A 24,136-nucleotide genomic window follows, 5' to 3' on the forward strand; every position below is an offset into this window, starting at 1 on the left:
AGCGGCGCGACCGAATAGGAGACCACCATGCGGCTTCTCATCGTCGGAACGCTGAAGGGTCAGCTGACCGCGGCCACCAAGATCGCCATGGAGAATGGCGCCACCGTCACCCATGCCGAGGACAACGAGCAGGCGATGCGCGTGCTGCGCGGCGGCAAGGGCGCCGACCTGCTGCTGGTCGACGTCGCGCTCGACATCCGCGACCTCGTGATCCGGCTCGACGCCGAGCATATCCATGTGCCGATCGTCGCCTGCGGCATCACCAGCGACGCCCGCGCCGCGGTCGCCGCCATCCACGCCGGCGCCAAGGAATACATTCCGCTGCCGCCGGATCCGGAGCTGATCGCCGCCGTGCTCGCCGCCGTCGCCAATGACAGCCGGGACCTCGTCTACCGCGACGACGCCATGGCCAAGGTGATCAAGCTGGCGCAGCAGATCGCCGGCTCCGACGCCTCGGTGATGATCACCGGTGAATCCGGCACCGGCAAGGAGGTGCTGGCGCGCTACGTCCACACCCGCTCGGCCCGCGCCAAGCGTCCCTTCATCTCGATCAATTGCGCCGCGATCCCCGAGCATCTCCTGGAATCCGAGCTGTTCGGCCACGAGAAGGGCGCCTTCACCGGCGCGGTCGCGCGCCGCGTCGGCAAGTTCGAAGAGGCCAATGGTGGCACGCTTCTGCTCGACGAAATCTCCGAGATGGACGTGCGGCTGCAGTCGAAGCTGTTGCGCGCGATCCAGGAGCGCGTGATCGACCGCGTCGGCGGCACCCGCCCGGTGCCGGTCGACATCCGCATCATCGCGACCTCGAACCGCAACCTGGCGGACGCCGTGCGCGAGGGCACCTTCCGCGAGGATCTGCTGTTCCGGCTCAACGTCGTGAACCTGAAGATCCCGCCGCTGCGGGAGCGTCCGGCCGACATCCTCGAGCTGGCCCAGCACTTCGCGCGCAAATACTCCGATGCCAACGCCGTGCCGCTGCGGCCGATCTCGCCGGAAGCCAAGCGCATCCTCACCACCAACCGCTGGCCGGGCAACGTGCGCGAGCTGGAGAACACGATGCACCGCGCCGTGCTGATGGCGCAGGGCGACGAGATCGGGCCGGATGCGATCCTCACCCCCGATGGCGCCCGGCTCGACATCGGCAAGACGCAACCCGCCGTCGCCCATGCTACGATGGCCGCCGAGCAGGTCACGCGCGCCCTCGTCGGCCGCACCGTCGCCGATGTCGAACGCGACCTGATCCTCGAAACCCTGAAGCACTGCCTGGGCAACCGGACTCATGCGGCCAACATTCTGGGAATCTCGATCCGCACATTGCGCAACAAGCTCAACGAATATGCCGATGGCGGCGTGCCGATCCCGCCGCCGGGCGCCGGCGACACGCCGCGCATGCCGAGCGCTGTCTAGACTGGCACACGCTTTCGGACTCGTTCTTGGCGGCGCGCTCACGCCGAGCGCGCCGCTTTTCATTTCAACGGCCATGGCCGAGACACGTGGCGTGCTGGCCGGCTGCTGGGAGCAGACGTCGCACGCGCCGCTGGTGAAGCCATCCTCCCGGGAGGAATGGGGCGCGCGCAGCTGGTGCTTTGCCAGCAGGGGCAAGCTGATCTCGCGCACCCTCGCGTGCGGGACAGGCGGCTGCGACGGCTGGGACAATGAGCGCCGCTATCGCTGGCGGCCACCCTATCTGTCTCTGTCCGACATCGAGACCTCGCCGGACGGCAAGACACAGACGCGCGTCTGGCGCCGCTGCCGGGTGCAATTTCTGTCGGCTGACTGGATGCAGTTGCAGGGTTGCGAACAGGCGACAGACCCTTGGGTGCGCGAGCCGCCGCGACAGCGGCGCCGCGCAGCCCGCACCTTGGCCGACGATTAGGACAGGGCTTGGCGACGGCTCTGCGCGATGATCACAAAAGCCGATGAGGACGGTCGCAAGCGGCGATCTCAGTCTCACCCTCCCCTTGAGGGCAGGGCAATCGCATTTGACGATCGAAGTGTTGCGCCCGTCTGTCTCCACGTCGTCATGGCCGGGCTCCGTCCCGGCATGACGATGTGGCTAAAGTTTCGCGACAAACTCAGATTGGTCATAGGCGATTGCCCTGCCCTGGAGGGGGACAGCGGGCTGACCCGCAAGCTCCGGGCGAAGACGCGGGAACGTGCGCAAGGCGACCAGATACGATTCCGTAGAACACATCAGCTCTACGAATAGCTTGGCGCCTCGGGATTGCGGAAGATGTGGATGGGATCGCCGGGCGTGAACGTGCGCTGCGTCAACGCGGCATAGGCATAGAGCGCGAGATACAGGATCGCGACCGTGCCGATCACGTAGAGAGCCCAGGTTCCGATCCGCTTCATGATATCCGCTGCCGACGTCGACAACGGCTTTTACGGCGTCTGGCCGACCGACGCCAGCGCAGGCCCGACGGTTCGAGACGTCAGGGGGTTGCCCGCGGATCGGGCACGCTCAGCGCCGCGAGCCGTCCGAGGTCGTCGTCGCGATCGACGGTGACATAGCTGCCATGCCAATACGCCAGGGCCGCCGATTGCGGCGCGACGGCGACGTGCACCACGCGGCCGATCACGATGGCATGGGAATGGCGCTCGATGATCTCCTCGACCTCGCAGTCGAGCGTCGCCAGTGCCCCGACCAGGAGCGGCACGCCGGTGACGTGCTTGCGCCACTCGGCGCCGGCAAAACGCTCGGCGCCACGCAAGCCCCCCTTGCCCGCGAACCGCTCGGCCACGCCGATCTGGTCCGCCGCTAGCAGATTGGCGCCGAACACGCGCTCCCGCTGCAGGATCGGCCACGACGAGGCGTTGCGATTGAGGCTGACGATGATCGACGGCGGGTCGACCGCGAGCGAGGACAGCGAGCTCACGGTCATGCCGGTGACCTCGTCGCCACGTCCGACGGTGATGACGCTGACGCCGCCGACCAGTTGGCGCATCGCGGAGCGGAAATCAGGCGCAGGCGCCGGGGCATCAGACATGTGACGGGCGACGAAGTTCATTGCGTTGATCTTTCCTAACCTGTCGTGCCCGGTCCTAGCAACTGGCCCAGGATCGAACCTTCCAGCGCGGCAAGCTCGGCAGAGCCGCGCTGGCGCGGGCGCGGCAGGTCAACGATGATATCTTCGGCAATCTGCCCATTTTCGATCACCAAAACCCGATCAGCCAGGGCGACGGCTTCGGCGACGTCATGGGTGACCAGGATTGCGGTGAAGGTCTGGTCGGCCCAGACCCGCTCCAGCAGCCGCTGCATCGCAATCCGGGTCAGCGCGTCGAGCGCGCCGAGCGGCTCGTCGAACGCCAGCAGGCGCGGCCCGCTGACCAGCGCGCGCGCCAGCGCCACGCGCTGCTTCTGGCCACCGGACAACACCGCCGGCCATTGGTCGCGCTTCTCGGCGAGACCGACCTCCTCCAGCGCCTGCCGCGCGCGCTCATGCGCGCCGGCTGTCTTGCGCTCCCGGCCGAGGCCGACTTCGACATTGGCCAGCACCCGCGCCCAGGGCAGCAGCCGCGGCTCCTGAAACATGACGCGGACGTCCTCCGCACGTGCCTCCGTCTCGCCGAAGCTGATCGTGCCCGAGGTCGGCTTGTCCAGGCCGGCGATCAGCCGCAGCAGCGTGCTCTTGCCGCAGCCGCTCTGGCCGACGATGGCGACGAACTGACCGGCCGGAATCTCCAGGTCGATGCCACGCAGCACCTCGTTGTCGCCGAACGCCTTGCGGAGATCGCGGATCACCAGCGGCAAGCCGCGCGTCTCTGATGGGGCTGGGGTCACGCCGGGCTTCCTGTACGGACGGGAAGCCTCAGCATGCCCGATCACCTCGGGAGCGTCGATCGCCTGGGCATTGGACACGGGAAGCCGGAGTACTTGCTGCATTACAGACCTCAATGCGTGCTGAACGCCGGATGCCAGGACAGCGTCAGCCGCTCCAGCAGCCGCGAGGCGCTGTCGGCGACCTTGCCCAGCAGGGCGTAGATCAGGATGGAGAGGACGACGACGTCGATCTGCATGAACTCGCGCGCCTGCATCGCCATGTAGCCAAGCCCTGAGGACGCCGCGATTGTCTCCGCGACAATCAGGGTGAGCCACATGATGCCGAGCGCGAAGCGCAGGCCGACGAAGATCGAGGGCAGCGCGCCGGGGAAGATCACGCGGCGAAACAGCTCGCCATCCGTCATGCCGTAGACGCGGCCCATTTCAATGAGTTGCGGGTCGACGGTGCGAATCCCGTGCAGCGTGTTCAGGTACACGGGGAAGAACACGCCGAGCGCGACGAGAAACAGCTTCGCGCTCTCGTCGATGCCGAACCACAGGATGACCAGCGGGATCAGCGCCAGATGCGGCACGTTGCGCACCATCTGCAATGTCGTGTCGGTGAGCTTCGATGAGAGCTGCGACAGGCCGTTGGCGAGGCCGAAGGCGAACCCGATGCTGCCGCCGATCAGGAAGCCGATCGAGGCGCGCCAGAAGCTGACCCAGATGTTGCGGCCGAGCTCGCCCGACCACAGCAGCTTCCAGCCGGCGCGCGCGACGTCGCTCGGCGCCGGCAGCACGCGCGGCGACACGAAACCGGCGACCGAGGCCGCCTGCCAGATCAGCAGGATCGCAAGCGGAACGAGCCAGGGCAGCAATCCGTCTGCCTTGGGAACGGTCAGCTTGCGGACTTTGGGAAGGCTTTCGATCAGGCTCATGACTGCGACGCCCGCTGCAGGGGACGATGCTCATTGGCGATGGTCTCGCCGAACGGACCCGTATTCGCGCGGAGCTTGGTGACGTTGCCGCCCTGCTCCACCGTGTTCAGCCCGAGCTTCGGGAACACCAGCTCGGCGAAGCGATAGGCTTCCTCGAGATGCGGATAGCCGGAGAGGATGAAGGTATCGATGCCGATGTCCTGATACTCGCGGATGCGTGCCGCCACCGTATCGGGATCGCCGACCAGCGCGGTGCCTGCACCGCCACGAACGAGGCCGACGCCGGCCCACAGATTCGGGCTGATCTCCAGCTTGTCGCGCCGCCCGCCATGCAGTTGCGACATGCGCTGCTGGCCGACCGAATCCATCCGCGCGAAGATCTTCTGCGCCGACGCAATCGTGTCGTCGGTGACGTGCTTGATGAGATCGTCGGCCGCGGCCCACGCCTCCTCATTGGTCTCGCGCACGATCACGTGCAAGCGAATGCCGAACGACAGCTTGCGGCCGCGCTTGTCGGCGGCGGCCTTCACCTTGGCAACCTTGGTGGCGACGTCGGCCGGCGGCTCGCCCCAGGTGAGGTACTTCTCGACCGTGTCGACGGCGACGTCGATGCCGGCATCCGACGAGCCGCCGAAGAACAGCGGCGGGCGCGGCGACTGCACCGGCGGGAACAGCAGCCGGCCGTCCTCGACCGTGATGTGCTTGCCGGCGAAGTTGACGGCCTCGCTTTCGAGCAGCTTGTTGTAGACGGTGAGGAACTCGCGGGTGACCTCGTAGCGCTCCTCATGCGACAGGAAGATGCCGTCGCCCTTGTTCTCGACCGGATCGCCGCCGGTGACGACGTTGACCAGCAGCCGGCCGTTGCTGACGCGGTCGAGCGTCGCGGTCATGCGCGCGGCGACGCTTGGCGACTGCAAGCCGGGCCGCACCGCCACGAGATAGCGCAGCTTCTCGGTGAACGGCGCCACCGCGGAAGCCACGATCCAGGAATCCTCGCAGCTGCGGCCCGTGGGCAGCAGCACGCCATAATAGCCGAGCTGGTCGGCGGCTTGCGCGATCTGGCGCAGATAGTTGAAGTTGACCTCGCGGCCGCCTTCGGAGGTGCCGAGATAGCGGCCGTCGCCATGGGTCGGCAGGAACCAGAGGACGTTGGGCTTGGAAGCGGAACTCATATCATTGTCTTTCGAACTGTTGTCGCGATCTCAGGTCAGGTGGACGGCGTCCACTTCCAGACGATGTCGGCGACGTTGACTTGTTTCGGAATGAGCCCGACGCGGGCGAAACGATCCGCCACTGCCTGCTGGCTCTTGATGATCTCGTCGTCGAGCGGCACGACGCTGTAGACCGAGCGGTCGACGAAGCGCTTGACAGCCTCGATGTCGACGCCGGTGGCCTCGGCCTGCGCCTTGGCGACCTCCTCGTGATGGCTGTTGGCCCAGATGCCCTCGGCCGCGAAGGCGGCATTGAGCTTGGCCACCACAGCCGGATACTTCTCCACGAAGTCGCTGCCGACGATGTAGAACGAGTTCGGCTTGTGGATGTCCTTGTCGAACACGACGGCGCGCGCATTCTCCTTGATCTCGGCGAGCGCGAGATACGGATCCCAGATCGACCAGGCGTCCACCGAGCCCTTGACGAAAGCCGCCGTCGCATCGGCGGGCGCGAGCGGCGCCGGGGTGATGTCGCTCCAGGCGATGCCGGCCTTTTCCAGCGCCGCGACCAGGAGGTTGTGCGCGCTCGAGCCCTTGCCGAAGGCGATGCGCTTGCCCTTCAGGTCGGCCAGCGTCTTGATCGGCGAGTCCTTCGGCACGATGATCGCCTGGGTGCTGCCGTTCTGCTTGACGGCCGCGGCATAGCGGATCTTGGCATTGGCGGCTTGCGCGAAGATCGGCGGTGCGTCGCCGACATAGCCGAAATCGACGCTGCCGACATTGATCGCCTCGAGCAGCGGCGGACCGAACTGGAAGTCGACCCAAACGACGCTGATCCCATCGGCCTTGAAGGCATTTTCGATCGTGCCGCGTGCCCGCACGGCCGGGAAGAAGCCGCCCTTCTGGGTGCCGATGCGGATTTCCTTCGGCTTGTCCTGAGCCCGCAGCGGCGCCGCGCAGGCCATCACCGCAGCCGATGCCAATGACAGTTTCAGAAAATCACGACGCTCCATTGCCCTCTCCGCTCCGCTCGCGCATCCGCGTTGATGCGATGCAAGGGATGATGGTGGCGGGCCGAACGGGTGTCGAGCACCCCGGAAAAATAGCGATGCCGGTCCTCTCCGGTCGCAATCCCAGGGGATGTTTGTTTCAAGCAGGCAAGCCAAAGCAGCATATTTTCTCAGGCGCCTGCGACGCAATCACGCATCTTCACGCGGCATCAACCACGATCGCAAACAGAGAGCTGGCGAATCCGCTGTGACGAGTGGCCGGTCAGGAGCGCAAGTTCCCGCCTTGATCCACGTCAACGCCGGTTCCGCGGTATCCGCTAATTTGGCAACAGGCGCGGCCCGGATGCCGCAAACCCTCCCCCCGCACACATCACAGAGAATTCTCTCATGTCGCTCGTCGGCAGCGATGCGAACGCGCGTGCGCGTCGCAGACGCATGGAAGTCTTTGCCTTCCTGTTCCTCACCGCCGTGATCATGCCCGCGCTGGCGGTCGCCACCGTCGGCTCCTACGGGCTGGCGGTGTGGGTCTACCAGATGATGGCCGGCCCTCCCGGCCCGCCCGCCGCACACTGATCGGAAGGACGTCTCCCATGCTCAATCACCGCACCTCCTTCGATCGCCGGGCCCTGATCACCGGCCGCGTCCTGACAGCCGAGCCCGTGGTCACGCCGCCGGCCGGCGAGATCGCCAGCATCATCGTGCAGACCCGGCCCGATCAGCTCGATCGCGTCGCCTCGGACATTCTCGCGCTCGACGGCTGCGAGATCCACGCGCGCGACGAGCGCGGCAAGCTGATCGTCGTCGTCGATGCGCCCGATGCCGGCGCGCTCGGCGCCACCATGAACCGCATCGGGCTGCTGCCCCACGTGCATTCCGCCTGCCTCGTCTTCCACGCCATCGACGCCGGCTAGTCAACCGAGACCATCATGACCGAACCAAAGATCGACCGCCGCCAGATGCTGAAGCTGGAAGCCGCCGCGATTGCCGCGGCTGCCGCCGGCATGCCCGTGGCCGCACGCGCCGCGAACCTCGTCACCGAACGCGAGGCCACCGAGCTGAAATGGGACAAGGCCGCCTGCCGCTTCTGCGGCACCGGCTGCAGCGTGATGGTCGCGACCAAGGACAACCGCGTCGTCGCGACGCATGGCGACATCAAGGCCGAGGTCAACCGCGGCCTCAATTGCGTCAAGGGCTACTTCCTGTCGAAGATCATGTACGGCCATGACCGCCTGACGCATCCGATGCTGCGCAAGACGAATGGCAAGTACGACAAAAACGGCGAGTTCACGCCGGTGTCGTGGGACGAAGCCTTCGACATCATGGCGCTGAAGTTCAAGGACGCCTTGAAGAAGCGCGGTCCCTCCGGCGTCGGCATGTTCGGCTCGGGCCAGTGGACGATCTGGGAAGGCTATGCGGCGTCGAAGCTGTTCAAGGCCGGCTTCCGCACCAACAACATCGACCCCAATGCGCGGCACTGCATGGCCTCGGCCGTGGCAGGCATGATGCGCACCTTCGGCATCGACGAGCCGGCCGGCTGCTACGACGACATCGAGGCCACCGACGCGTTCGTGCTGTGGGGCTCCAACATGGCGGAGATGCACCCGATCCTGTGGACCCGCGTTACGGATCGCAGGCTGTCGGCGCCGCATGTCAAGGTCGCTGTGCTCTCGACCTTCGAACACCGCTCGTTCGACCTCGCCGATGTCGGCATGGTGTTCAAGCCGCAGACCGACCTCTACATCCTCAACGCGATCGCCAACCACATCATCACCACCGGCCGCGTCAACAAGGACTTCGTCCAGGCGCATACGGTGTTCAAGAAGGGCCAGACCGACATCGGCTACGGCCTGCGGCCCGAACATCCGTTGCAGAAGAAGGCCACAGGCGCGGCGAAAGCCAACGACGCCACCGACATCAGCTTCGACGAGTACGCCAAGTTCGTCTCGGACTACACGCTGGAGAAGGCGGCCGAGATGTCCGGCGTGCCGTTGAACCGGCTGCAGGCGCTGGCCGAGCTTTATGCCGATCCCAAGACCAAGGTGGTCTCGTTCTGGACCATGGGCTTCAACCAGCACACCCGCGGCGTCTGGTGCAACAACCTCGTGTACAACATCCATCTGCTGACGGGCAAAATCGCCGAGGCCGGCAACAGCCCGTTCTCGCTGACGGGCCAGCCCTCGGCCTGCGGCACCGCGCGCGAAGTCGGCACCTTCTCGCACCGCCTGCCGGCCGACATGGTCGTCACCAACAAGGAGCATCGCACCAAGGCCGAGCACATCTGGCAGCTGCCGGAGGGCACGATCCCCGACAAGCCCGGCTATCATGCCGTGCTGCAGAGCCGGATGCTGAAGGACGGCCTGCTCAACGCCTATTGGGTGCAGGTCAACAACAATTTGCAGGCCGGCCCAAACGCCAACGAAGAGACTTATCCCGGCTTCCGCAATCCCGACAATTTCATCGTGGTCTCCGACGCCTATCCGTCGGTGACCGCGCTCGCCGCGGACCTCATCCTGCCGACAGCGATGTGGGTGGAGAAGGAAGGCGCCTACGGCAATGCCGAGCGGCGCACGCAGTTCTGGCATCAGCTCGTCGCCGCGCCGGGCGAGGCGCGCTCGGATCTATGGCAGCTGATGGAGTTCTCCAAGCGCTTCAAGATCGAGGAAGTCTGGACCGAGGAGCTGATCGCCAAGAAGCCTGACGTCCGCGGCAAGACGCTGTTCGACGTGCTCTACAAGAACGGCCAGGTCGACAAGTTCCCGCTCGACCAGATCGAGCCGGGCTACGCCAACGACGAATCCAAGGCGTTCGGCTTCTACGTCCACAAGGGCTTGTTCGAGGAATACGCCGAATTCGGCCGCGGCCATGGTCACGACCTCGCGCCGTTCGAAACCTATCACAAAGAACGCGGCCTGCGCTGGCCGGTGGTGGACGGCAAGGAGACGCGCTGGCGTTTCCGCGAAGGCTCCGACCCTTACGTGAAGGCCGGCACCGGCGTGCAGTTCTACGGCTTCCCGGACGGCAAGGCGCGCATCTTCGCGCTGCCCTACGAGCCGCCGGCGGAATCGCCCGACAAGGACTATCCGTTCTGGCTGTCGACCGGCCGCGTCGTCGAGCACTGGCATTCCGGCACGATGACCCGCCGCGTGCCCGAGCTCTACAAGGCGTTCCCCGAGGCCGTCTGCTTCATGCATCCGGACGACGCGCAGGAGGCGAACCTCAGGCGCGGCGATGAAGTGAAGGTCGCCTCACGGCGCGGCTTCATCCGCGCCCGCGTCGAGACGCGCGGCCGGGACAAGCCGCCGCGCGGGCTCGTGTTCGTGCCGTGGTTCGACGAGTCCAAGCTGATCAACAAGGTGACGCTCGACGCCACCGATCCGATCTCGCTGCAGACCGACTACAAGAAATGCGCCGTGCGCATCGAGCGGGTGTGACTAAGATGATCAAGAAACTTGCCATGATGCTGCTCGCGGCCAGCCTGGCGGCTGGCTCGAGCGCCCTGCTCGCCCAGAGCGTCTCGTCGTCGCTGCGCGGCCCCACGCCGCTGAATGACGAAGGCCCGGCGCCGCCGATGCAGCCGACCAAGAACACCGCCGAGAAGGAGGTGCGCAACTATCCGGAGCAGCCGCCGGTGATCCCGCATTCCATCGACGGCTATCAGGTCGACATGCAGGGCAACAAGTGCCTGTCCTGCCACGCCCGCGCGCGCACCGCTGAATCCAAGGCGCCGATGCTGTCGATCACCCACTTCATGGATCGCGACGGCCAGTTCCTCGCTTCGGTGTCGCCGCGGCGCTATTTCTGCACGCAATGCCATGTGCCGCAGAGCACAGCCACGCCCCCGGTCAGCAATGACTTCGTCGACATCGACACCGTGCTGTCGCACGACAAACCGGGTGCCAAGCGATGAGCAGCGCCGACATCCCGCAGGGGACCGGAACGCCGGCCCCCGACAAACGGCTCGGCCTCGCCCGCCGCGCCTGGCAATTCCTGCTCGATTTGATCGACGTGCTGCTCAAGCCGAGCTCGATCTTCGGGCTCGGCGTGCTGGTGCTCGCCGGCTTCGTTGCCGGCGTGATCTTCTGGGGCGGCTTCAACACCGCGCTCGAGATCACCAACACCGAGAAATTCTGCACCGGCTGTCACGAGATGAAAGACAACGTGTTCGCCGAGCTGAAGACGACCGTGCACTTCTCCAACCGCTCCGGCGTGCGGGCCTCCTGCCCGGACTGCCATGTGCCGCACAATTGGACCGACAAGATCGCGCGCAAGATGCAGGCCTCGAAGGAGGTCTGGGGCCACCTGTTCGGCTCGATCGACACCCGCGAGAAGTTCACCGACCGAAGGCTGGAGCTGGCGCTGCATGAATGGGCGCGGTTCAAGGCGAATGATTCTCTTGAGTGCCGCAACTGCCACAGCGCGCAGTCGATGGACATCACCAAGCAGTCGCCGCGCGCCGTGGAGGCCCACCAGCGCTTCCTCTTCACCGGCGAAAAAACCTGCATCGACTGCCACAAGGGCATCGCGCATCATCTGCCGGACATGAGGGGTGTGCCCGGCTGGCAGTAGGTCCCTTACCTCTCCCCGCTTGCGGGGAGAGGTCGGATTGCATCGAAGATGCAATCCGGGTGAGGGGGTACAGGTCCAACCACTCGCACCTCCCGCGCGGCTGCCCCTCACCCCGACCCTCTCCCCGCCTCAGCGAAGCGAAGCTTCGCCAGGGAACGGGGAGAGGGAGCGCACCGTCTGCACCCATTCCAGCTTGATCTCGCCGAAACAGCCCTTAGGTTCACGGAATGTCCCGAGTCGCCCCGCGGCTCCTTCCCTGTGAGCCATGACCACCTTCTCCCCGCATCAGGATTCCGCCCTCAAGGCCGTCAGCGACTGGCTGAAGGACAAGCCCGGCCGGAACGGCACGCCGCAGGTGTTCCGGCTGTTCGGCTATGCCGGCACCGGCAAGACCACGCTGGCCCGCCATATTGCCGAGGGCGTCGATGGCGAGGTCAAGTTCGCGGCGTTCACCGGCAAGGCGGCGCTGGTGATGCGCAGCAAGGGCTGCGACAACGCCTCCACCATCCACTCGCTGATCTACCGCGCCCAGGAGAGCGGCGAGGAGCAGCCGAACTTCGAATTGTGGGACGATGCGCCGGCGTCCAAGGCCAAGCTGATCATCATCGACGAATGCTCGATGGTCGACGCCGATCTCGGCCGCGACCTGCTCTCGTTCGACTGTCCGCTGCTGGTGCTCGGCGATCCCGCCCAGCTGCCGCCGGTCAAGGGCGGCGGCTTCTTCACCGACAGCGAGCCGGACGTGATGCTGACCGAGGTGCATCGCCAGGCGCAGGACGATCCGATCGTGCGGATGTCGATGGACGTGCGCGAGGGCAACACGCTCGACATCGGCCGCTATGGCGAGAGCGAGGTGGTGGAGCGCCGCGAGCTCGATCCGTCCCGCGTGATGGAGGCCGACCAGGTGCTGGTCGGCCGCAACGCCACCCGCCGCGCCTACAACAACCGCTTTCGCCAGCGCCTGGACATCGAGGACGCGCTGCCGGTGGCCGGCGACAAGCTGGTCTGCCTGCGCAACAACCGCAAGAAGGGCCTGTTCAATGGCGGACTGTGGCGGGTGAAGTCACGCGCGACCTCGAAGTCCAAGATCGTGACGATGCGGGTCGCGCCCGACGAGGATTTCGGCCGCAAGGTCACCAAGGTCTCGGTGCGCGGCGAGTGCTTCGCCGGCGGCATCGAGGACATCCCCTGGGAGCAGCGCAAGCCCTATGACGAGTTCGACTACGGCTATGTGCTGACCGTGCACAAGTCGCAGGGCTCGCAATGGGACGACGTCGTGCTGTTCGACGAGAGCTTTGCGTTCCAGGAAGCCCGCGCACGCTGGCTCTACACCGGCATCACGCGGGCCGCGAAGCGGCTGAGCATCGTGGTGTGAGTTCACTGCGTCTCTGACGGCCCCGACCGTCATTCCGGGGCAATCGTCAGAGCGCGATCGCGCTCTGACGATTGAACCCGGAATCCCGAGCTTGTTAGCAAAGAACGCAAGACAATCTCGAGCTTCCGGGTTCAAGGCCTACGGCCTTGCCCCGGAATGACAGCAGGGCAATTGCATAGGGCGACCGCAGTTTTGTTCTCGCCTCTCACAACGTCGTCATGGCCGGGCTTGTCCCGGCCATGCACGTCGTTCGGCATGCTGAGAACCACGTGGATGCCCGGGCCTTCGCCGCGCCGAAGCGGCTACGGCCGCGCAGGCGGGACAAGCCCGGGCATGACCGAGTCACTAACTTGCTTGTTCGTTCGTCGCGACGTCCTACCCATATGCGATAGCCCTGGGAATGACGGCGGTCTTGGCTCAAGACGAATTTAACCGAGAACGGTATCGCCCTGCCTTGTTCCCGCGACCCATTGATCCAGGTCAACCTGCCGCAGCACGCTTGGCGGATAAAAAACGATTCACATGTCTGTACATCACCAACAGGCGGGGCGGAGTCGCATGGCCAAGAACACGACCAAGGGCAAGGCTACCAACGGGCAGCGCACCAGGCGCGCCAGTGCCACGGCGCATGTGGCCCGCCGACAATCCGCCGCGACGCTCGATCCGGTCGCACAGTCGCTGGTCGACGAGTCGATGCAGGCGGCGCAGATCACGTCGCTGTCGGCCTTCGAGAGCGTGCTCAACGGGCCGCCGGCGCTCGATGCCGACAGCGCGCCAATCAAGGCCATGCTCGACGGCGCCGCGCCCGACGACGCCAAGCTGATGCAGGCGCTGATCGACGGCAAGGCCAAGCGCGACAAGCGTCACACCTCCGACGAGCTCGCCGACAATTGGCGCCAGGGCGGCTACCCCTACAAATACCGCATGTACCGCAAGGACTATGAGGAGCAGAAGTTCATCCTGCAAACGGAGCTGCTCAAGCTGCAGAACTGGATGAAGGACGCCCGCCAGCGCCTGGTGCTGCTGTTCGAAGGCCGCGACGCCGCCGGCAAGGGCGGCACGATCAAGCGCTTCATGGAGCATCTCAACCCGCGCGGCGCGCGCGTCGTCGCCTTGGACAAGCCGAGCGACGTCGAGCGCGGCCAATGGTACTTCCAGCGTTATGTCGAGCACCTGCCGACAGCCGGCGAGATCGTGCTGTTCGACCGCTCCTGGTACAACCGCGCCGGCGTCGAGCGCGTGATGGGCTTCTGCTCGCAGGCCGAATATGACGAGTTCCTGCGCCAGGTGCCGGAGTTCGAGCGCAACCTGGTGCGTAGCGGCATGCATCTCATCAAGTTCTGGTTCTCGGTCAGCCGCGAGGAGCAGCGCCGGCGCTTCAAGGAGCGCGAGGCGCATCCGCTGAAGCAGTGGAAGCTGTCGCCGATCGACACCGCTTCGCTCGACAAATGGGACGATTACACCCGCGCCAAGGAGGCGATGTTCTTCTCCACCGACACCGCCGACTGCCCGTGGACCGTGATCAAGTCCGACGACAAGAAGCGCGCGCGGCTGAACGCGATGCGCTGCGTGCTGCACTCCCTGCCCTATGCCGGCAAGGACGTCTCGCGCATCGGCCATGTCGACGACCTCATCGTCGGCCGCGCCAGCGTGATTCACGAGCGCGAGGAGCATGCGAGCTGATGCGAAGCCGCAGTCGTGTAGGGTGGACAAAGGCGCGCCACTGCCCTTTCGACGCGCACGATCGTGATGGCGCCGTGCTCACGGTCTCGCCGCGAACGCCGCCCGACGGTGGGCACGCTGCCGCCTGACGGCGGCTGCTTTGCCGACGCTACTTAATCACTCGTCGCATTCGCCGCACTCAGCGCCGATGGCGCCGAGGCGGCCTCACGGGATCGGCCGGCGGGACCGCCGCATTTGCATTCGGAAAAGCGGACGCGCCACGGCGGGCGAGCTCCGCCTGCCCCGCCGGCGTCAGCGCGCCGCCATTGAGCACGTCGCGGTCGGGATGCATGGCCTCATAGGCCGCCGGCTCGGAGAATTGCGCGGACGCCGCGCTGGCCGTCAATGCCGACATCAGCAGCGCGGCCGCCAGGCTCCTGGATGCGATCATGATGAGGCTCCCCCTGCTGCGCACCAGCGCGCTAAGGATGATGTAGGCAGGCGAAAGCAGCTCCCCAATCACGACTGCGCGATCCGACGGCCATTCGCCGTCGCGACCGTCATGGCGCTGCGCGCTGGCGGCCGATCACATCGCATCGTCACGACCGCTGCTGTCCAGCCCGGGCACCAAGGGGCACGCGCGGAAAGGATGCGAGCAAATGTGAACCAGATCATCTTTTGCGCGATTATTTTATGATATTAACCTCTAGGTTGATTCACGAGACTCCCGCCGATGGAGATCAATTTGAGACAAAAGCTCATTGCATGGACCGCATTGGTCTTGCTGCCCAGCGCAGTCGTCCAGGCTCAACAAACCGACATGGCGGCCGGGCCCAGGGTCAACGGCCGCCAGTTCACGCCGCCCTACTACGTGTTCAGCCCGGACATTCCGGCCGATATCGTGACCCAGAATGTCGGCGCCATCGGCCTGCAGGTCTATGTCGACAACATGGCCTGGGATTCCTTCATCGCGCTCAACTGGCCGGCGCCGAACCCGATCGTCGAGCGCGGCGTGCCCGACCGCGAGAACGTGATCGGCGGCTTCACCTACAGGACCGAGGGGGGCCCCAAGACGATGCCGACCGGACCGGTGGTGTGGGAGACCTACAAGGATTCCGACGACATCTATCTCAACCCGCCGGTCAAGCCGGCGCCGTTCGACGCCGCTGAGCGTGTCCCTCCGCAATGCCTGATCCAGGCCAGGGAGAATCCGGCTGCGGCGCGCCGCACGCTGGTGCGCACCGCCAAGATCAGCGATGTCCTGATCGCCGGCGACAAGCAGGCCGACGGCAACCGCCTCGTCGACCAGAATGGCCAGAACGTCTGGTACGAGGTCAAGCTCAACCGCGTCTATTACGACTACGTAGTGACCAACAAGTTCTACGACAGCCGCAACCAGAGCGGCGCCAAGATCGCGTTTCCGGCATCCTCCAACACCACGGACCGTGCAGCGACCGTGAAGGTCAAGGCGGCGTGGAAGGTGATCAGCGGCCCCGGCAGCAAACAGCCTGACGACGCGACCCGCTTCTACACCACCGACGCGCTGGTGTTCGATCCCGACACCAAGCGCTGCGACGTCAGGAAGCTCGGGCTCGTCGGCCTGCACATCGTCATCAAGACCGACCAATTGCCGCAATGGCTGTGGGCGACGTTCGAGCAGGTCGACAACGCGCCGACGCAGAACCAGCCGATGCCGACGGGCGCCAAGTACAATTTCTTCAATCCGAGCTGCACCGACTGCAAGGTCAATCAGCCGCCGGCCAAGGGCTCGACGACGCCGACCCAGGTGATGCGCGTGATCCCGCTCGACGACGTCGCGGCGCAGAAGACGACGCTCTATCAGACGGCGCTGAAGACACTGCGGTCGGACAACGTCTGGCAGTACTACCGGCTGGTCAATGCGCAATGGGCCGGCAAGGGCGTGCCGATCGGCACGCCGAGCCAGCCGCCCTTCCTCGCCAACACCACGCTGGAGACCTATCTCCAGACCCCGCAGCAGCCGAACGGCTGCATCAACTGCCACGGCAAGTTCGCAGGCTCGAAGGATCTGGACTTTCAGTTGTTCGATGCCTATCCGCGCCAATCGAAGCAGCTGATCGATCTGTTCCGCGTGCCGGGCGCAACGGCGATGAAGCCGTAGCAGCCAAGTGGACGGTTTCTCTCCTGCATGTCGCGCGCGTCGGCGCGACGATAGCTGATGAGCGCCCCCCCGTTGCCCGTCGGGTTACTTTGTCGCAACCCGACGGGCCTTGTGTCGTCGGGCAAATCACTGGCACCTTCTGGCGTATCCCGGCCCGCCAGGAGGGGCGCTTCGCGATCGTCACGAACGTTGGGCTGGGGAGCGATGGACGCGACGTGTTGCAGCGGGTCTCGACCTGCGGACGAACAGCATGGCGCGGACGGCGAAAGCGTGTGGTCCTGGCCTCCCGACGCTGAGGCCAAACGGGCGGTGATGATCCGCGCGCGACGGGGGCAAGACAGCCGGTCCCCGGGGAGAGCACGTATAAGCGTTAACACCATCGCGCAGGGAAGGCCGGGATGATCCGGCTGAACCTGTGGTTCTGCCGCGTGCTTATGTGTTGCACGCGGACCATGGGTGTCGGTCGGCACCCGGCCTTCCCTGCGCCCTCCGATTCAGGAGGGACAAGGATCGAGCATCACTCGGGCCGAGCAGGCCGCGAGAACGAATGTCATATCTGAAACAGTTGTCATGTCTGGTGAGGTCGCGCTACAACTAACAGTGTCGTCCCGGCGAACGCCGGGACCCATAACCACCGGCCGTGGTTTGACGCGCAAATGGCGGCCATCTCGTTTCCACCACGCCCGCCGCGGCGTATGGGTCCCGGGTCAAGCCCGGGACGACGGAAGGTGGCGCAGACATCACGCGTCCCATTCGCGACCGATACGATGCACGCAACCCGCACCGCGCTCACTTCGCCGCGACAAAGAAAAAATCCTCTCGTCCCGGCGGCGAGCCGTAGGTGAAGGGCTGCTGGCGCTGCTTGGTGGCGGCCCAGACATCGTCACGGACGATGTCGAACAGCTTGCGCACCTCGAGGCGCGGCTCCTTGATGGTGCGGGCGAGCGCGGTCGCGAACGGGCTGTTGCCGGTATCGCCGTCGAGCGCGGTGGCGCCGTGCTTGGCGGCATAGACCACCATCATGCCGGCGCCCGGTTCGATGTTGGAGAAGCCCTTGTCGACCAGCTTCAGCGCCAGGGTCTGCTTCATGCCCGGCGCGAACGGATTGTCGCGGCAGGCATCGAGGATGACCAGGCGCAGCTTGCGCGCGGCGCCGACCGCGCCCAGCACCTGCTCGAGCGCGACGGCTTCCGTCTCGGCGTCCTTGTCGGCGACGAGCCGGGCATCGACAGGCACGAGATAGTTGACGCCGCCGATCTCGAAGCCGTGCCCGGCGTAGTAGATCACGGCCCAGTCCGCCTTCTCGGCCTCGGCCTCGAAGTTGCGCAGCGCCTCGAAGAACCTGTCGCGGGAGAGATCATTCAGCAGCGTCACCGACTGGAAGCCCGTATTGCGCAACGTATCCGCGATGAGCTTGGCGTCGCGCGGCGGGTTCGGCAGGGGATGCACGGACTTGTAGCCGCCATTGCCGATCACCAGCGCGACACGGCGCGTGTTGGACGCGGCGCCCGCGGTCTGGCGCGTCAGCGACGCGAGCCGCTCCTGGGCAAGCTTGCGCGCCCGGGCGACATCGAACGGATCGTAGGTGGTGAGCGCGAAGGCGGCCGCACGGTAATCGGCGCGCGCCTGGGCGAGGTTGCCGCGCTTCTCGAACAGCTGGCCGCGGCTGGCATGGGCGTGGACGTTGTTCGGATTCATGGCCAGGACCGCGTTGAGATCCTTCAGCGCGGCATCGAGATCGCCCTTGCGCAGATAGGCGTCGGCACGACCGACCATGGCAAACTGATGTTTCGGCGATCGTTCGATGATGCCGCTCCAGCCCGCGATCGCCTCATCGCTGCGCCCCATCATCGACAGCGTCTCGCTGCGGTAGATCGCCGTCAGCGGCGCGGCCGCATCGATCTTCTCGGCCTGGTCGAGATCTGCAAGCGCCCCGTCATAGTCGCCCATCAGGGCGCGCACCCGGCCGCGATTGACATGGCCGAGATAGAGCGTCGGCGCGGCACGGATGGCCGCGTTGAAATCGTCGAGCGCGCTTTGCAACGCACCGCGGCGCAGATGAATGGTGCCGCGATTGTTGAAGGCGATCCCGAAGGTCGGCCGCTTCTGCACGGCCGCATCGTAATCGGCCAGCGCCAGCTCGTCCTTGCCCTTGCGCTCATAGACGTAGCCGCGCCGGTTGAGAATGGCGACATTGTCCGGATCGGCGGCGATGGCGGCCGTCAGCGCCTCGATCGCCTTGTCGTCCTGCCGCTTGTTGAGCGCGACGAGGCCGCGAATGTCGAGCGCCAGGGCAAGGTCCTTGCCGGTCAGGTTGCCGCCGTCGAGCAGCCGTTCGCAGGCTTCCGCGCGGGCCGGCAGCTCGCCTTGACGGCTGCGGCAGACCGCGAGGTCGTCGCTCAGCAGGGGGCCGGCAAGGCCGGCGACATGGGTTGCGATCAGCAGGAGGAACGACAGCAGGAGGCGCGGCATGTCCGGGACGGATCTCGCGTGACGGGCGGGGTCGATCATGTGTCGAACGAATATCGCCGCGGTTCGGCTGAGACCAGCGCGGCGACGAGAAAGGCCAAGGAGAGGCCCAAGGGACCCATCCAGATCCGCCGGCTCATCGTTCACGCAGTCGTGTGGCTGCCCTTGTAACGCCCGCAGGCCGCCGACGTATCTTGCGACAGAGGCCGGGCCGGGCCACTGTTCCGGCCGGCGACATGAGACAATCACCAAAGCGAGGATCCGACAGATGCGCCTCACCCGCTCCCATTTCGTCAAGACAGCCGTGCTCGGCGCCCTCGCGGTGGCCGGTATCGTGGCGTGGCAGCCGCTGCACGCCGCCGAAGAGGCGGTCGTGATCCCGCCGCCGACGCAGGATCAGCCGGCCGCTGATGGGATCGAGACCGCGGTCATCGCCGGCGGCTGCTTCTGGGGTGTCCAGGGCGTCTATCAGCATACCGCGGGCGTGGTCAGCGCGGTCTCCGGCTATGCCGGCGGCACCAAGGCCACGGCCGACTACCGGATGGTGTCGACCGGCAGCACCGGCCATGCCGAGTCCGTCCAGATCAAGTTCGACCCGAAGAAGGTCTCCTACGGCAAGATCCTGCAGATCTTCTTCTCGGTCGTGCACGATCCGACCCAGTTGAACCGGCAGGGCCCGGACACCGGCCCGCAATATCGCTCGGCGATCTTCACGACCTCGGACGCGCAGAAGAAGGTGGCGGAGGCCTATATAGCCCAGCTCGACAAGGCCAAGGTGTTCGGCAAGCCGATCGTCACCAAGGTCGGCAAGCTCGAGGCGTTCTACCCGGCCGAGGACTATCACCAGGACTACCTGACGCTGCACCCGAACCAACCCTATATTGCCTACAACGACCTGCCGAAGATCGACAATCTGAAGAAGATCTTCGCCGAGAACTATATCGACAAGCCGACGCTTGTCAGGGACGCCAAGGCCACGAACTGAGGCGACGAACCGAGGGGACGAACCGAGGCCTGGCAACAGCCCGACCAGCGCAATGACAGGGGCGGACCGCACGGGTCCGCCGGAGGATCAAGAGGATGAGCGACACGAAGACGAGTGACCCGCGGACGACCGACAAGGTCGTCAAGAGCGAGGCGGAGTGGCGCCGCGAGCTCACGCCGATGCAGTACGCCGTGCTGCGCGAGAAGGCGACCGAGCGGCCGTTCTCGGGCGAATACGAGCATGAGCATCGCACCGGCACCTATGTATGCGCCGGCTGTGGGCAGACGCTGTTCGAATCCGATGCCAAGTTCGATTCCGGCTGCGGCTGGCCGAGCTTCACCCAGCCGGCGGCAGAGAGCCATATCGACGAGGAGACGGACTATACCCACGGCATGGTCCGCACCGAGGTGCTGTGCTCGAAATGCTCGGGCCATCTCGGCCACGTGTTCCCCGATGGTCCGGGGCCGACCGGCCTGCGCTATTGCATCAACTCGGCGGCCCTGAAGCTGAAGCCGCGCTGACATCGCGAGCCGGCCCTTCGGTGCCGTTGCATTGACGGTATCCGGGGGCTGGCAGCCCCCGGTTGGGGGGTCCCGCGGGACCGAAATCGGCCACAACAGCCCAGATTTTCGCTGGACGCATGGAGCTCTCTTGCATTCACAAGTTGCAGAGCAATTAAGTTATTGAAAAAAGAGGATATTCCGAGAGAGCTGCGGGCAGGCCGGATTTACGATGTGAGCCGGCAGGATTCGCATTTCTGTCAAATCGGCCTATATTAGGGGCTGTAACTGACATGCAGGGCTGGGCCGCCTGGAGCGGCAAAGATACCGCCCTCCACACCCGCAATCGCTGGCGTCATTGCCAAGCTTGATCGTTCGAAAGCTCGCGTCAGCGCTCTTAGCCGACAAGAAGAGGTCTCAGACCATGCGTCCACTGCGTCCGTTCAACTTCAACACCTCTGCCGAACTGTTTCCCGCCGCCATTCGCAAGAAGAAGCGGGCGGGCTTCGCCTATCGGCGGTTCGGCACCGCGGCCGAGGCCGTGCGCTTCGCCATGGAGGAGTTGCCGGCGGATTCGCTCAACGGCGCCTATCTGCAGGTCGAGGAGGCCCGGTTCGACCAGAACGGCATCCGCACCCTGTATGAAAGCGAGGCGTTCCCGTTGCCACGCCGGGCCGTCGAGGAGAAGGCGCCCGACGCCGATGCGGCCTGACGGCAGCCCAACCATCCGACGACACCCTGCCCCGCCCAGTGCGGGGCAGTTTTTTTCTGGGGGTGCTTTTAATCGCTTTTGCCGGGGCTCACCGCGGCTGGGTATCCAACCACCGCCGCAGGATCTTAGCGTTGCGCATGTTGGCGCGGAACAGCACGTCGAAAGCGTCGCCGGCGACCGGGACCATGCCGATCACGCCCTCGACGGCGACATTGCCGAGCATGCGGGTGATGACATGCCAGGGCGCGCCGAGCGCCCGGGCCTCGCGCACCAGCCACAGCGACAGCGCGGTGGCGATGAGATCGCCGACCACCGGGATCAGGCCGATGATGCCGTCGATGCCGTAGCGGATATTGGTGCCGGGCACGACGAAGGCGACGTCGAGCAGCTTGGCGACGGCCTCGAGCCGGGCGATGCGCTGCTCTCGCGTGAGGTTGCCGAACGGGTTGGCACCCTGGAAGTCGAAGCGGACGCCGCCGGGGCCGGCGAAAGCGCCGTTGAACGAGGACTGGAACGGCCCGCCTTGCGGGATCTCCCGCCCGTCCTGGTCGATGATCGGCCCACGCGCCTCCTTGGCGCTGAAATTCGCCTGGGAAGCGCGTCCGGAAGCGCGGCGGGAGGGGGAGACCTGGTCTTGCATGCCCATCACATAGAAACGCGGCACCGCGGCGCAAGTTGCGTCACGCCGTCACGCGCCGTGCTCGCTCGGCTGCGCCGCCGGAGTGCCGGGCGGGGTTTCATCGACGAATCTGTGCACCAGCCAGGAAGACACCGTCGCCGGAATGAAGCCGACGAGGCCGTAGAGAATCCACTGCAGGGCGCCGTAGTCGGAGCCATGGGAGGCATAGTTGAAGCCGGCGAGCAGAAAGCCGACGCCGCCCACGATCAGCATGCGGGCCGTCGACGGTATCCGCCGGACATGGAACAGGATGTCGTCGATCGCGCACATCATCAGCGCCGGCAGGAAGCCGAACAGATAGCTGTATTGCAGCGAGGTGACGAAGACCTTGAACAGCTTGGCGACCTCGCCCGCGCTGGTGTCGGTCCAATAGCCGGACAGATAGGTGGTGACGAGCAGCAGCGCGAAGCCGCCCAGCGCCGGGCCCACGGCAACGAAGATCAGATATCGCTTCATGCCCAACCTCCTGCCCCGCCGCTCCGTCGAGCGCGCGAGGCGATTGCCGTCCGGTCAGTCACCCCACGCTGCGAAAGCATCGTTGAAGGCGCGCTCGCCCGGAGCTCCCTTCTCGATGGCGATGATCGCCCGGCGCTGGTTGCTGTAGACCAGCGGGACGTCGAACCAGGAGCGCTCCTTCAGGAGCTGCACGTTGCGGGTCCGGTCGGCATCGACATTGGAGAGGCCAACCAGGAAGAAGCCGTCGGTGACCTTCACCGCAAGACCCGCCAGCGGCGTGCCGCGCGACTGCTCGTTGGACTTCATCAGGATGCCCGGCACGTTGCCGACGCCGCCGCCGGAGAAGTCCTGCGGAAGGATGAAGGTCAGCTCGGCGGTGTGGCTCGCCGGCAGCGACGTATCGGTATTGCGGCGGAACGACATCGTCATCTTGAACTTGCGATCAGGAATCTCGATGTCGGCGCGCACGGCGATGTCCGCCTTCTGCGTGCCGCTCGCCTTGATCTGCTCCGTCCGCCAGACCACCGAGCCGATATACTGCTTGCCCTTGGGATCGGCGGGGTCCTCGTCATAGAGCACCACGCGCTGGGCGACCGGCGCGATCTGATCGGACGACGGCGCCTGGCCGACGCGGTCGGTGATCTTCGGCTTGCTCAGCGGCGCGCCGTTGTCCTTCGGCGCCTCGACTGTCGCGTTCGACTTGAACAGACCCGAGACGACGCCGACCAGCGGCCGGCCCCACAGAATTCCGGCGCCGACCAGGATCAGCACGATGCCGGCCGCGATCGCGGCCTTGAACGGGAAGGTCGAGCCGCTGCGCTCCGGCTTCTTCTTGGCCTCGCGCTCGGCCGGACCGCCGCGCTGGCGGGTCGAGGTGGCCGGCAGCGCGTAACGCTCCGCTTCCTGCACCGACTCGTCATAGGAGTACGCCGGCTCGGGCAGCGGCGGCCGATCGTCATCGTCCTCGAGCCGGTCGAGATCCGTGGCCGGCACGTTGGCGTAGGTCTTCCGGGCGGCGCGGTTGGCCTGGGCCGTGGCCTTGCCGAGATCGTCGACATCCGCCGTGATATCGCGAAAGCCGCGCATCGCAGGGGGCGTTGCCGGATTGCCGTTGTCCTGGGCGCCGCGACGGGGCGCGGCCGGGCGCTCACGCACGGGCGGCGGTGCATCCTGCGGAGGCGTCTGGGGCGGCTGCGACCGCGGCGGAGCAGCCGGCGCGCCGGCGACAGGCGGCGGGGCATCCGGACGCGGATTGCGCGGCGGCCGCGGCTCGAGGGGTTCGCCGCCGAGCGGCGGGCGCTCCGCCCGGGCCGGCGCGGGTGCCGCTGCCGGCCGCGGCCGGGGGGGAGCAGGCGCCGGCTGCTCCGACGCGGGACCTGGCTTTTCCGCTGGAGCCGGAGGCGCCTCGGGATTGCGCGCGCCGGCACGCCGCAACGCATCTCCCGGACGCCCCGCGCCGCTGGCGGCCCGCTGCGCTTCGCGGGCGCGCTGGGCCGCTTCGGCCTCGACCTTGCGGACGGCTTCTTCGAGCGACAACCGCTCGCGCGTGATCTCGGATTCGCTGAGCGGCGGCTGAACACTGCGCAGTTGCGCGATCAGCGCCGCGCGAGCCCGCTCGTAAAGCGCGCGCCGGCTTTCGCCGGGAGCGTTGGGGTCCAATCCGGCAATGGCACGGGCTATCAGCGGGTAGTAGTCGGCCATATCAACTCAATTCGCGCGCTTCGCTGTCA

The 24,136-nt window shown here is 66.1% G+C and carries 24 protein-coding genes; 13 read left to right on the top strand and 11 right to left on the bottom strand.

The features are described from left to right. The first annotated feature begins 27 nt into the window (after positions 1–27). Positions 28–1,407: a sigma-54-dependent transcriptional regulator FlbD gene (gene flbD / locus ACQR1Y_RS27275; protein ID WP_434878920.1), complete on the top strand. Its 1,380-nt coding sequence runs from the start codon at positions 28–30 to the stop codon at positions 1,405–1,407. Between the two features lie 73 nt (positions 1,408–1,480). Beyond that, positions 1,481–1,876, top strand: coding sequence for a hypothetical protein (locus tag ACQR1Y_RS27280; RefSeq protein ID WP_434878919.1), 396 nt, complete (start codon positions 1,481–1,483; stop codon positions 1,874–1,876). Between the two features lie 323 nt (positions 1,877–2,199). On the opposite strand, the gene ACQR1Y_RS27285 is transcribed toward ACQR1Y_RS27280, so the two are convergent. The 6 genes from ACQR1Y_RS27285 to ACQR1Y_RS27310 all read right to left on the bottom strand — a co-directional run bounded on the left by ACQR1Y_RS27285 (position 2,200) and on the right by ACQR1Y_RS27310 (position 6,865). Next, complete coding sequence (locus ACQR1Y_RS27285; RefSeq protein ID WP_434878918.1) at positions 2,200–2,355, bottom strand: hypothetical protein; 156 nt, start codon at positions 2,353–2,355, stop codon at positions 2,200–2,202. An 80-nt stretch (positions 2,356–2,435) separates the two neighbouring features. Further along, positions 2,436–3,011, bottom strand: a complete 576-nt coding sequence (locus ACQR1Y_RS27290; RefSeq protein WP_434878917.1) for a flavin reductase family protein — start codon at positions 3,009–3,011, stop codon at positions 2,436–2,438. Positions 3,012–3,025: 14 nt separating this feature from the next. Continuing rightward, positions 3,026–3,886, bottom strand: coding sequence for an ATP-binding cassette domain-containing protein (locus ACQR1Y_RS27295; RefSeq protein WP_434878916.1), 861 nt, complete (start codon positions 3,884–3,886; stop codon positions 3,026–3,028). 8 nt (positions 3,887–3,894) lie between these two features. After that, the gene (gene ssuC, locus ACQR1Y_RS27300) at positions 3,895–4,701 is read right to left on the bottom strand and encodes an aliphatic sulfonate ABC transporter permease SsuC (protein WP_434878915.1); all 807 of its coding nucleotides are present in this window, start codon (positions 4,699–4,701) and stop codon (positions 3,895–3,897) included. Continuing rightward, positions 4,698–5,873 carry an FMNH2-dependent alkanesulfonate monooxygenase gene (gene ssuD, locus ACQR1Y_RS27305; protein ID WP_434878914.1) on the bottom strand — a complete coding sequence of 392 codons (1,176 nt, stop codon included), beginning with the start codon at positions 5,871–5,873 and terminating at the stop codon, positions 4,698–4,700. The genes ssuC and ssuD overlap by 4 nt, the downstream gene beginning before the upstream one ends. 35 nt (positions 5,874–5,908) lie before the next feature. Next, the gene (locus ACQR1Y_RS27310) at positions 5,909–6,865 is read right to left on the bottom strand and encodes an aliphatic sulfonate ABC transporter substrate-binding protein (protein ID WP_434860445.1); all 957 of its coding nucleotides are present in this window, start codon (positions 6,863–6,865) and stop codon (positions 5,909–5,911) included. 384 nt (positions 6,866–7,249) lie between these two features. Here ACQR1Y_RS27310 and napE point away from each other — a divergent pair, with 384 nt between their 5' ends. From napE to ppk2, 7 genes are all read left to right on the top strand, one after another. Further along, complete coding sequence (napE, locus tag ACQR1Y_RS27315; protein WP_434860446.1) at positions 7,250–7,435, top strand: periplasmic nitrate reductase, NapE protein; 186 nt, start codon at positions 7,250–7,252, stop codon at positions 7,433–7,435. A gap of 17 nt (positions 7,436–7,452) precedes the next feature. After that, positions 7,453–7,773: a chaperone NapD gene (locus ACQR1Y_RS27320; RefSeq protein WP_434878913.1), complete on the top strand. Its 321-nt coding sequence runs from the start codon at positions 7,453–7,455 to the stop codon at positions 7,771–7,773. A 15-nt stretch (positions 7,774–7,788) separates the two neighbouring features. Next, positions 7,789–10,293, top strand: coding sequence for a nitrate reductase catalytic subunit NapA (gene napA, locus ACQR1Y_RS27325; RefSeq protein WP_434878912.1), 2,505 nt, complete (start codon positions 7,789–7,791; stop codon positions 10,291–10,293). A 5-nt stretch (positions 10,294–10,298) separates the two neighbouring features. Next, a complete protein-coding gene (locus tag ACQR1Y_RS27330) occupies positions 10,299–10,769 on the top strand; it encodes a nitrate reductase cytochrome c-type subunit (RefSeq protein WP_434878911.1) in 471 nt (156 codons plus the stop codon). Next, positions 10,766–11,428 carry a NapC/NirT family cytochrome c gene (locus ACQR1Y_RS27335; RefSeq protein ID WP_434878910.1) on the top strand — a complete coding sequence of 221 codons (663 nt, stop codon included), beginning with the start codon at positions 10,766–10,768 and terminating at the stop codon, positions 11,426–11,428. Before ACQR1Y_RS27330 ends, ACQR1Y_RS27335 begins: the two co-directional genes overlap by 4 nt. Before the next feature lie 265 nt (positions 11,429–11,693). After that, a complete protein-coding gene (locus ACQR1Y_RS27340; protein ID WP_434878909.1) occupies positions 11,694–12,803 on the top strand; it encodes an ATP-dependent DNA helicase in 1,110 nt (369 codons plus the stop codon). A gap of 558 nt (positions 12,804–13,361) precedes the next feature. After that, positions 13,362–14,486: a polyphosphate kinase 2 gene (gene ppk2 / locus ACQR1Y_RS27345; RefSeq protein ID WP_434878908.1), complete on the top strand. Its 1,125-nt coding sequence runs from the start codon at positions 13,362–13,364 to the stop codon at positions 14,484–14,486. A gap of 178 nt (positions 14,487–14,664) precedes the next feature. On the opposite strand, the gene ACQR1Y_RS27350 is transcribed toward ppk2, so the two are convergent. Then, positions 14,665–14,916, bottom strand: a complete 252-nt coding sequence (locus ACQR1Y_RS27350) for a hypothetical protein (RefSeq protein ID WP_434878907.1) — start codon at positions 14,914–14,916, stop codon at positions 14,665–14,667. Positions 14,917–15,285: 369 nt separating this feature from the next. Between ACQR1Y_RS27350 and ACQR1Y_RS27355 the strand changes: the two genes are divergently transcribed. Next, positions 15,286–16,605, top strand: coding sequence for a hypothetical protein (locus tag ACQR1Y_RS27355; RefSeq protein ID WP_434878906.1), 1,320 nt, complete (start codon positions 15,286–15,288; stop codon positions 16,603–16,605). A gap of 789 nt (positions 16,606–17,394) precedes the next feature. On the opposite strand, the gene ACQR1Y_RS27360 is transcribed toward ACQR1Y_RS27355, so the two are convergent. Further along, on the bottom strand, positions 17,395–19,077 hold the full coding sequence (locus ACQR1Y_RS27360; protein ID WP_434878905.1) for a caspase family protein: 1,683 nt from the start codon (positions 19,075–19,077) through the stop codon (positions 17,395–17,397). A gap of 265 nt (positions 19,078–19,342) precedes the next feature. Here ACQR1Y_RS27360 and msrA point away from each other — a divergent pair, with 265 nt between their 5' ends. The 3 genes from msrA (at position 19,343) to ACQR1Y_RS27375 (ending at position 21,271) form a co-directional block, all read left to right on the top strand. Further along, the gene (msrA, locus tag ACQR1Y_RS27365; RefSeq protein WP_434878904.1) at positions 19,343–20,059 is read left to right on the top strand and encodes a peptide-methionine (S)-S-oxide reductase MsrA; all 717 of its coding nucleotides are present in this window, start codon (positions 19,343–19,345) and stop codon (positions 20,057–20,059) included. A gap of 95 nt (positions 20,060–20,154) precedes the next feature. Beyond that, positions 20,155–20,580, top strand: a complete 426-nt coding sequence (gene msrB, locus ACQR1Y_RS27370; RefSeq protein WP_434860459.1) for a peptide-methionine (R)-S-oxide reductase MsrB — start codon at positions 20,155–20,157, stop codon at positions 20,578–20,580. Positions 20,581–20,983: 403 nt separating this feature from the next. Beyond that, the gene (locus tag ACQR1Y_RS27375; protein ID WP_434860460.1) at positions 20,984–21,271 is read left to right on the top strand and encodes a hypothetical protein; all 288 of its coding nucleotides are present in this window, start codon (positions 20,984–20,986) and stop codon (positions 21,269–21,271) included. Between the two features lie 88 nt (positions 21,272–21,359). Here the strand turns inward: ACQR1Y_RS27375 and ACQR1Y_RS27380 are convergent, their stop codons facing one another. Genes ACQR1Y_RS27380 through ACQR1Y_RS27390 form a run of 3 tightly spaced genes read right to left on the bottom strand, consistent with a single transcriptional unit; the run spans position 21,360 to position 24,107 of the window. Next, positions 21,360–21,911: a DUF4112 domain-containing protein gene (locus ACQR1Y_RS27380; protein ID WP_434860461.1), complete on the bottom strand. Its 552-nt coding sequence runs from the start codon at positions 21,909–21,911 to the stop codon at positions 21,360–21,362. Between the two features lie 48 nt (positions 21,912–21,959). Then, the gene (locus tag ACQR1Y_RS27385) at positions 21,960–22,406 is read right to left on the bottom strand and encodes a DUF5413 family protein (protein ID WP_434860462.1); all 447 of its coding nucleotides are present in this window, start codon (positions 22,404–22,406) and stop codon (positions 21,960–21,962) included. Between the two features lie 54 nt (positions 22,407–22,460). Beyond that, the gene (locus tag ACQR1Y_RS27390) at positions 22,461–24,107 is read right to left on the bottom strand and encodes a hypothetical protein (RefSeq protein WP_434878903.1); all 1,647 of its coding nucleotides are present in this window, start codon (positions 24,105–24,107) and stop codon (positions 22,461–22,463) included. Positions 24,108–24,136 lie beyond the last annotated feature (29 nt).

The sequence above is a fragment of the Bradyrhizobium sp. HKCCYLRH3099 genome (assembly GCF_051167855.1).
Lineage (GTDB): Bacteria > Pseudomonadota > Alphaproteobacteria > Rhizobiales > Xanthobacteraceae > Bradyrhizobium.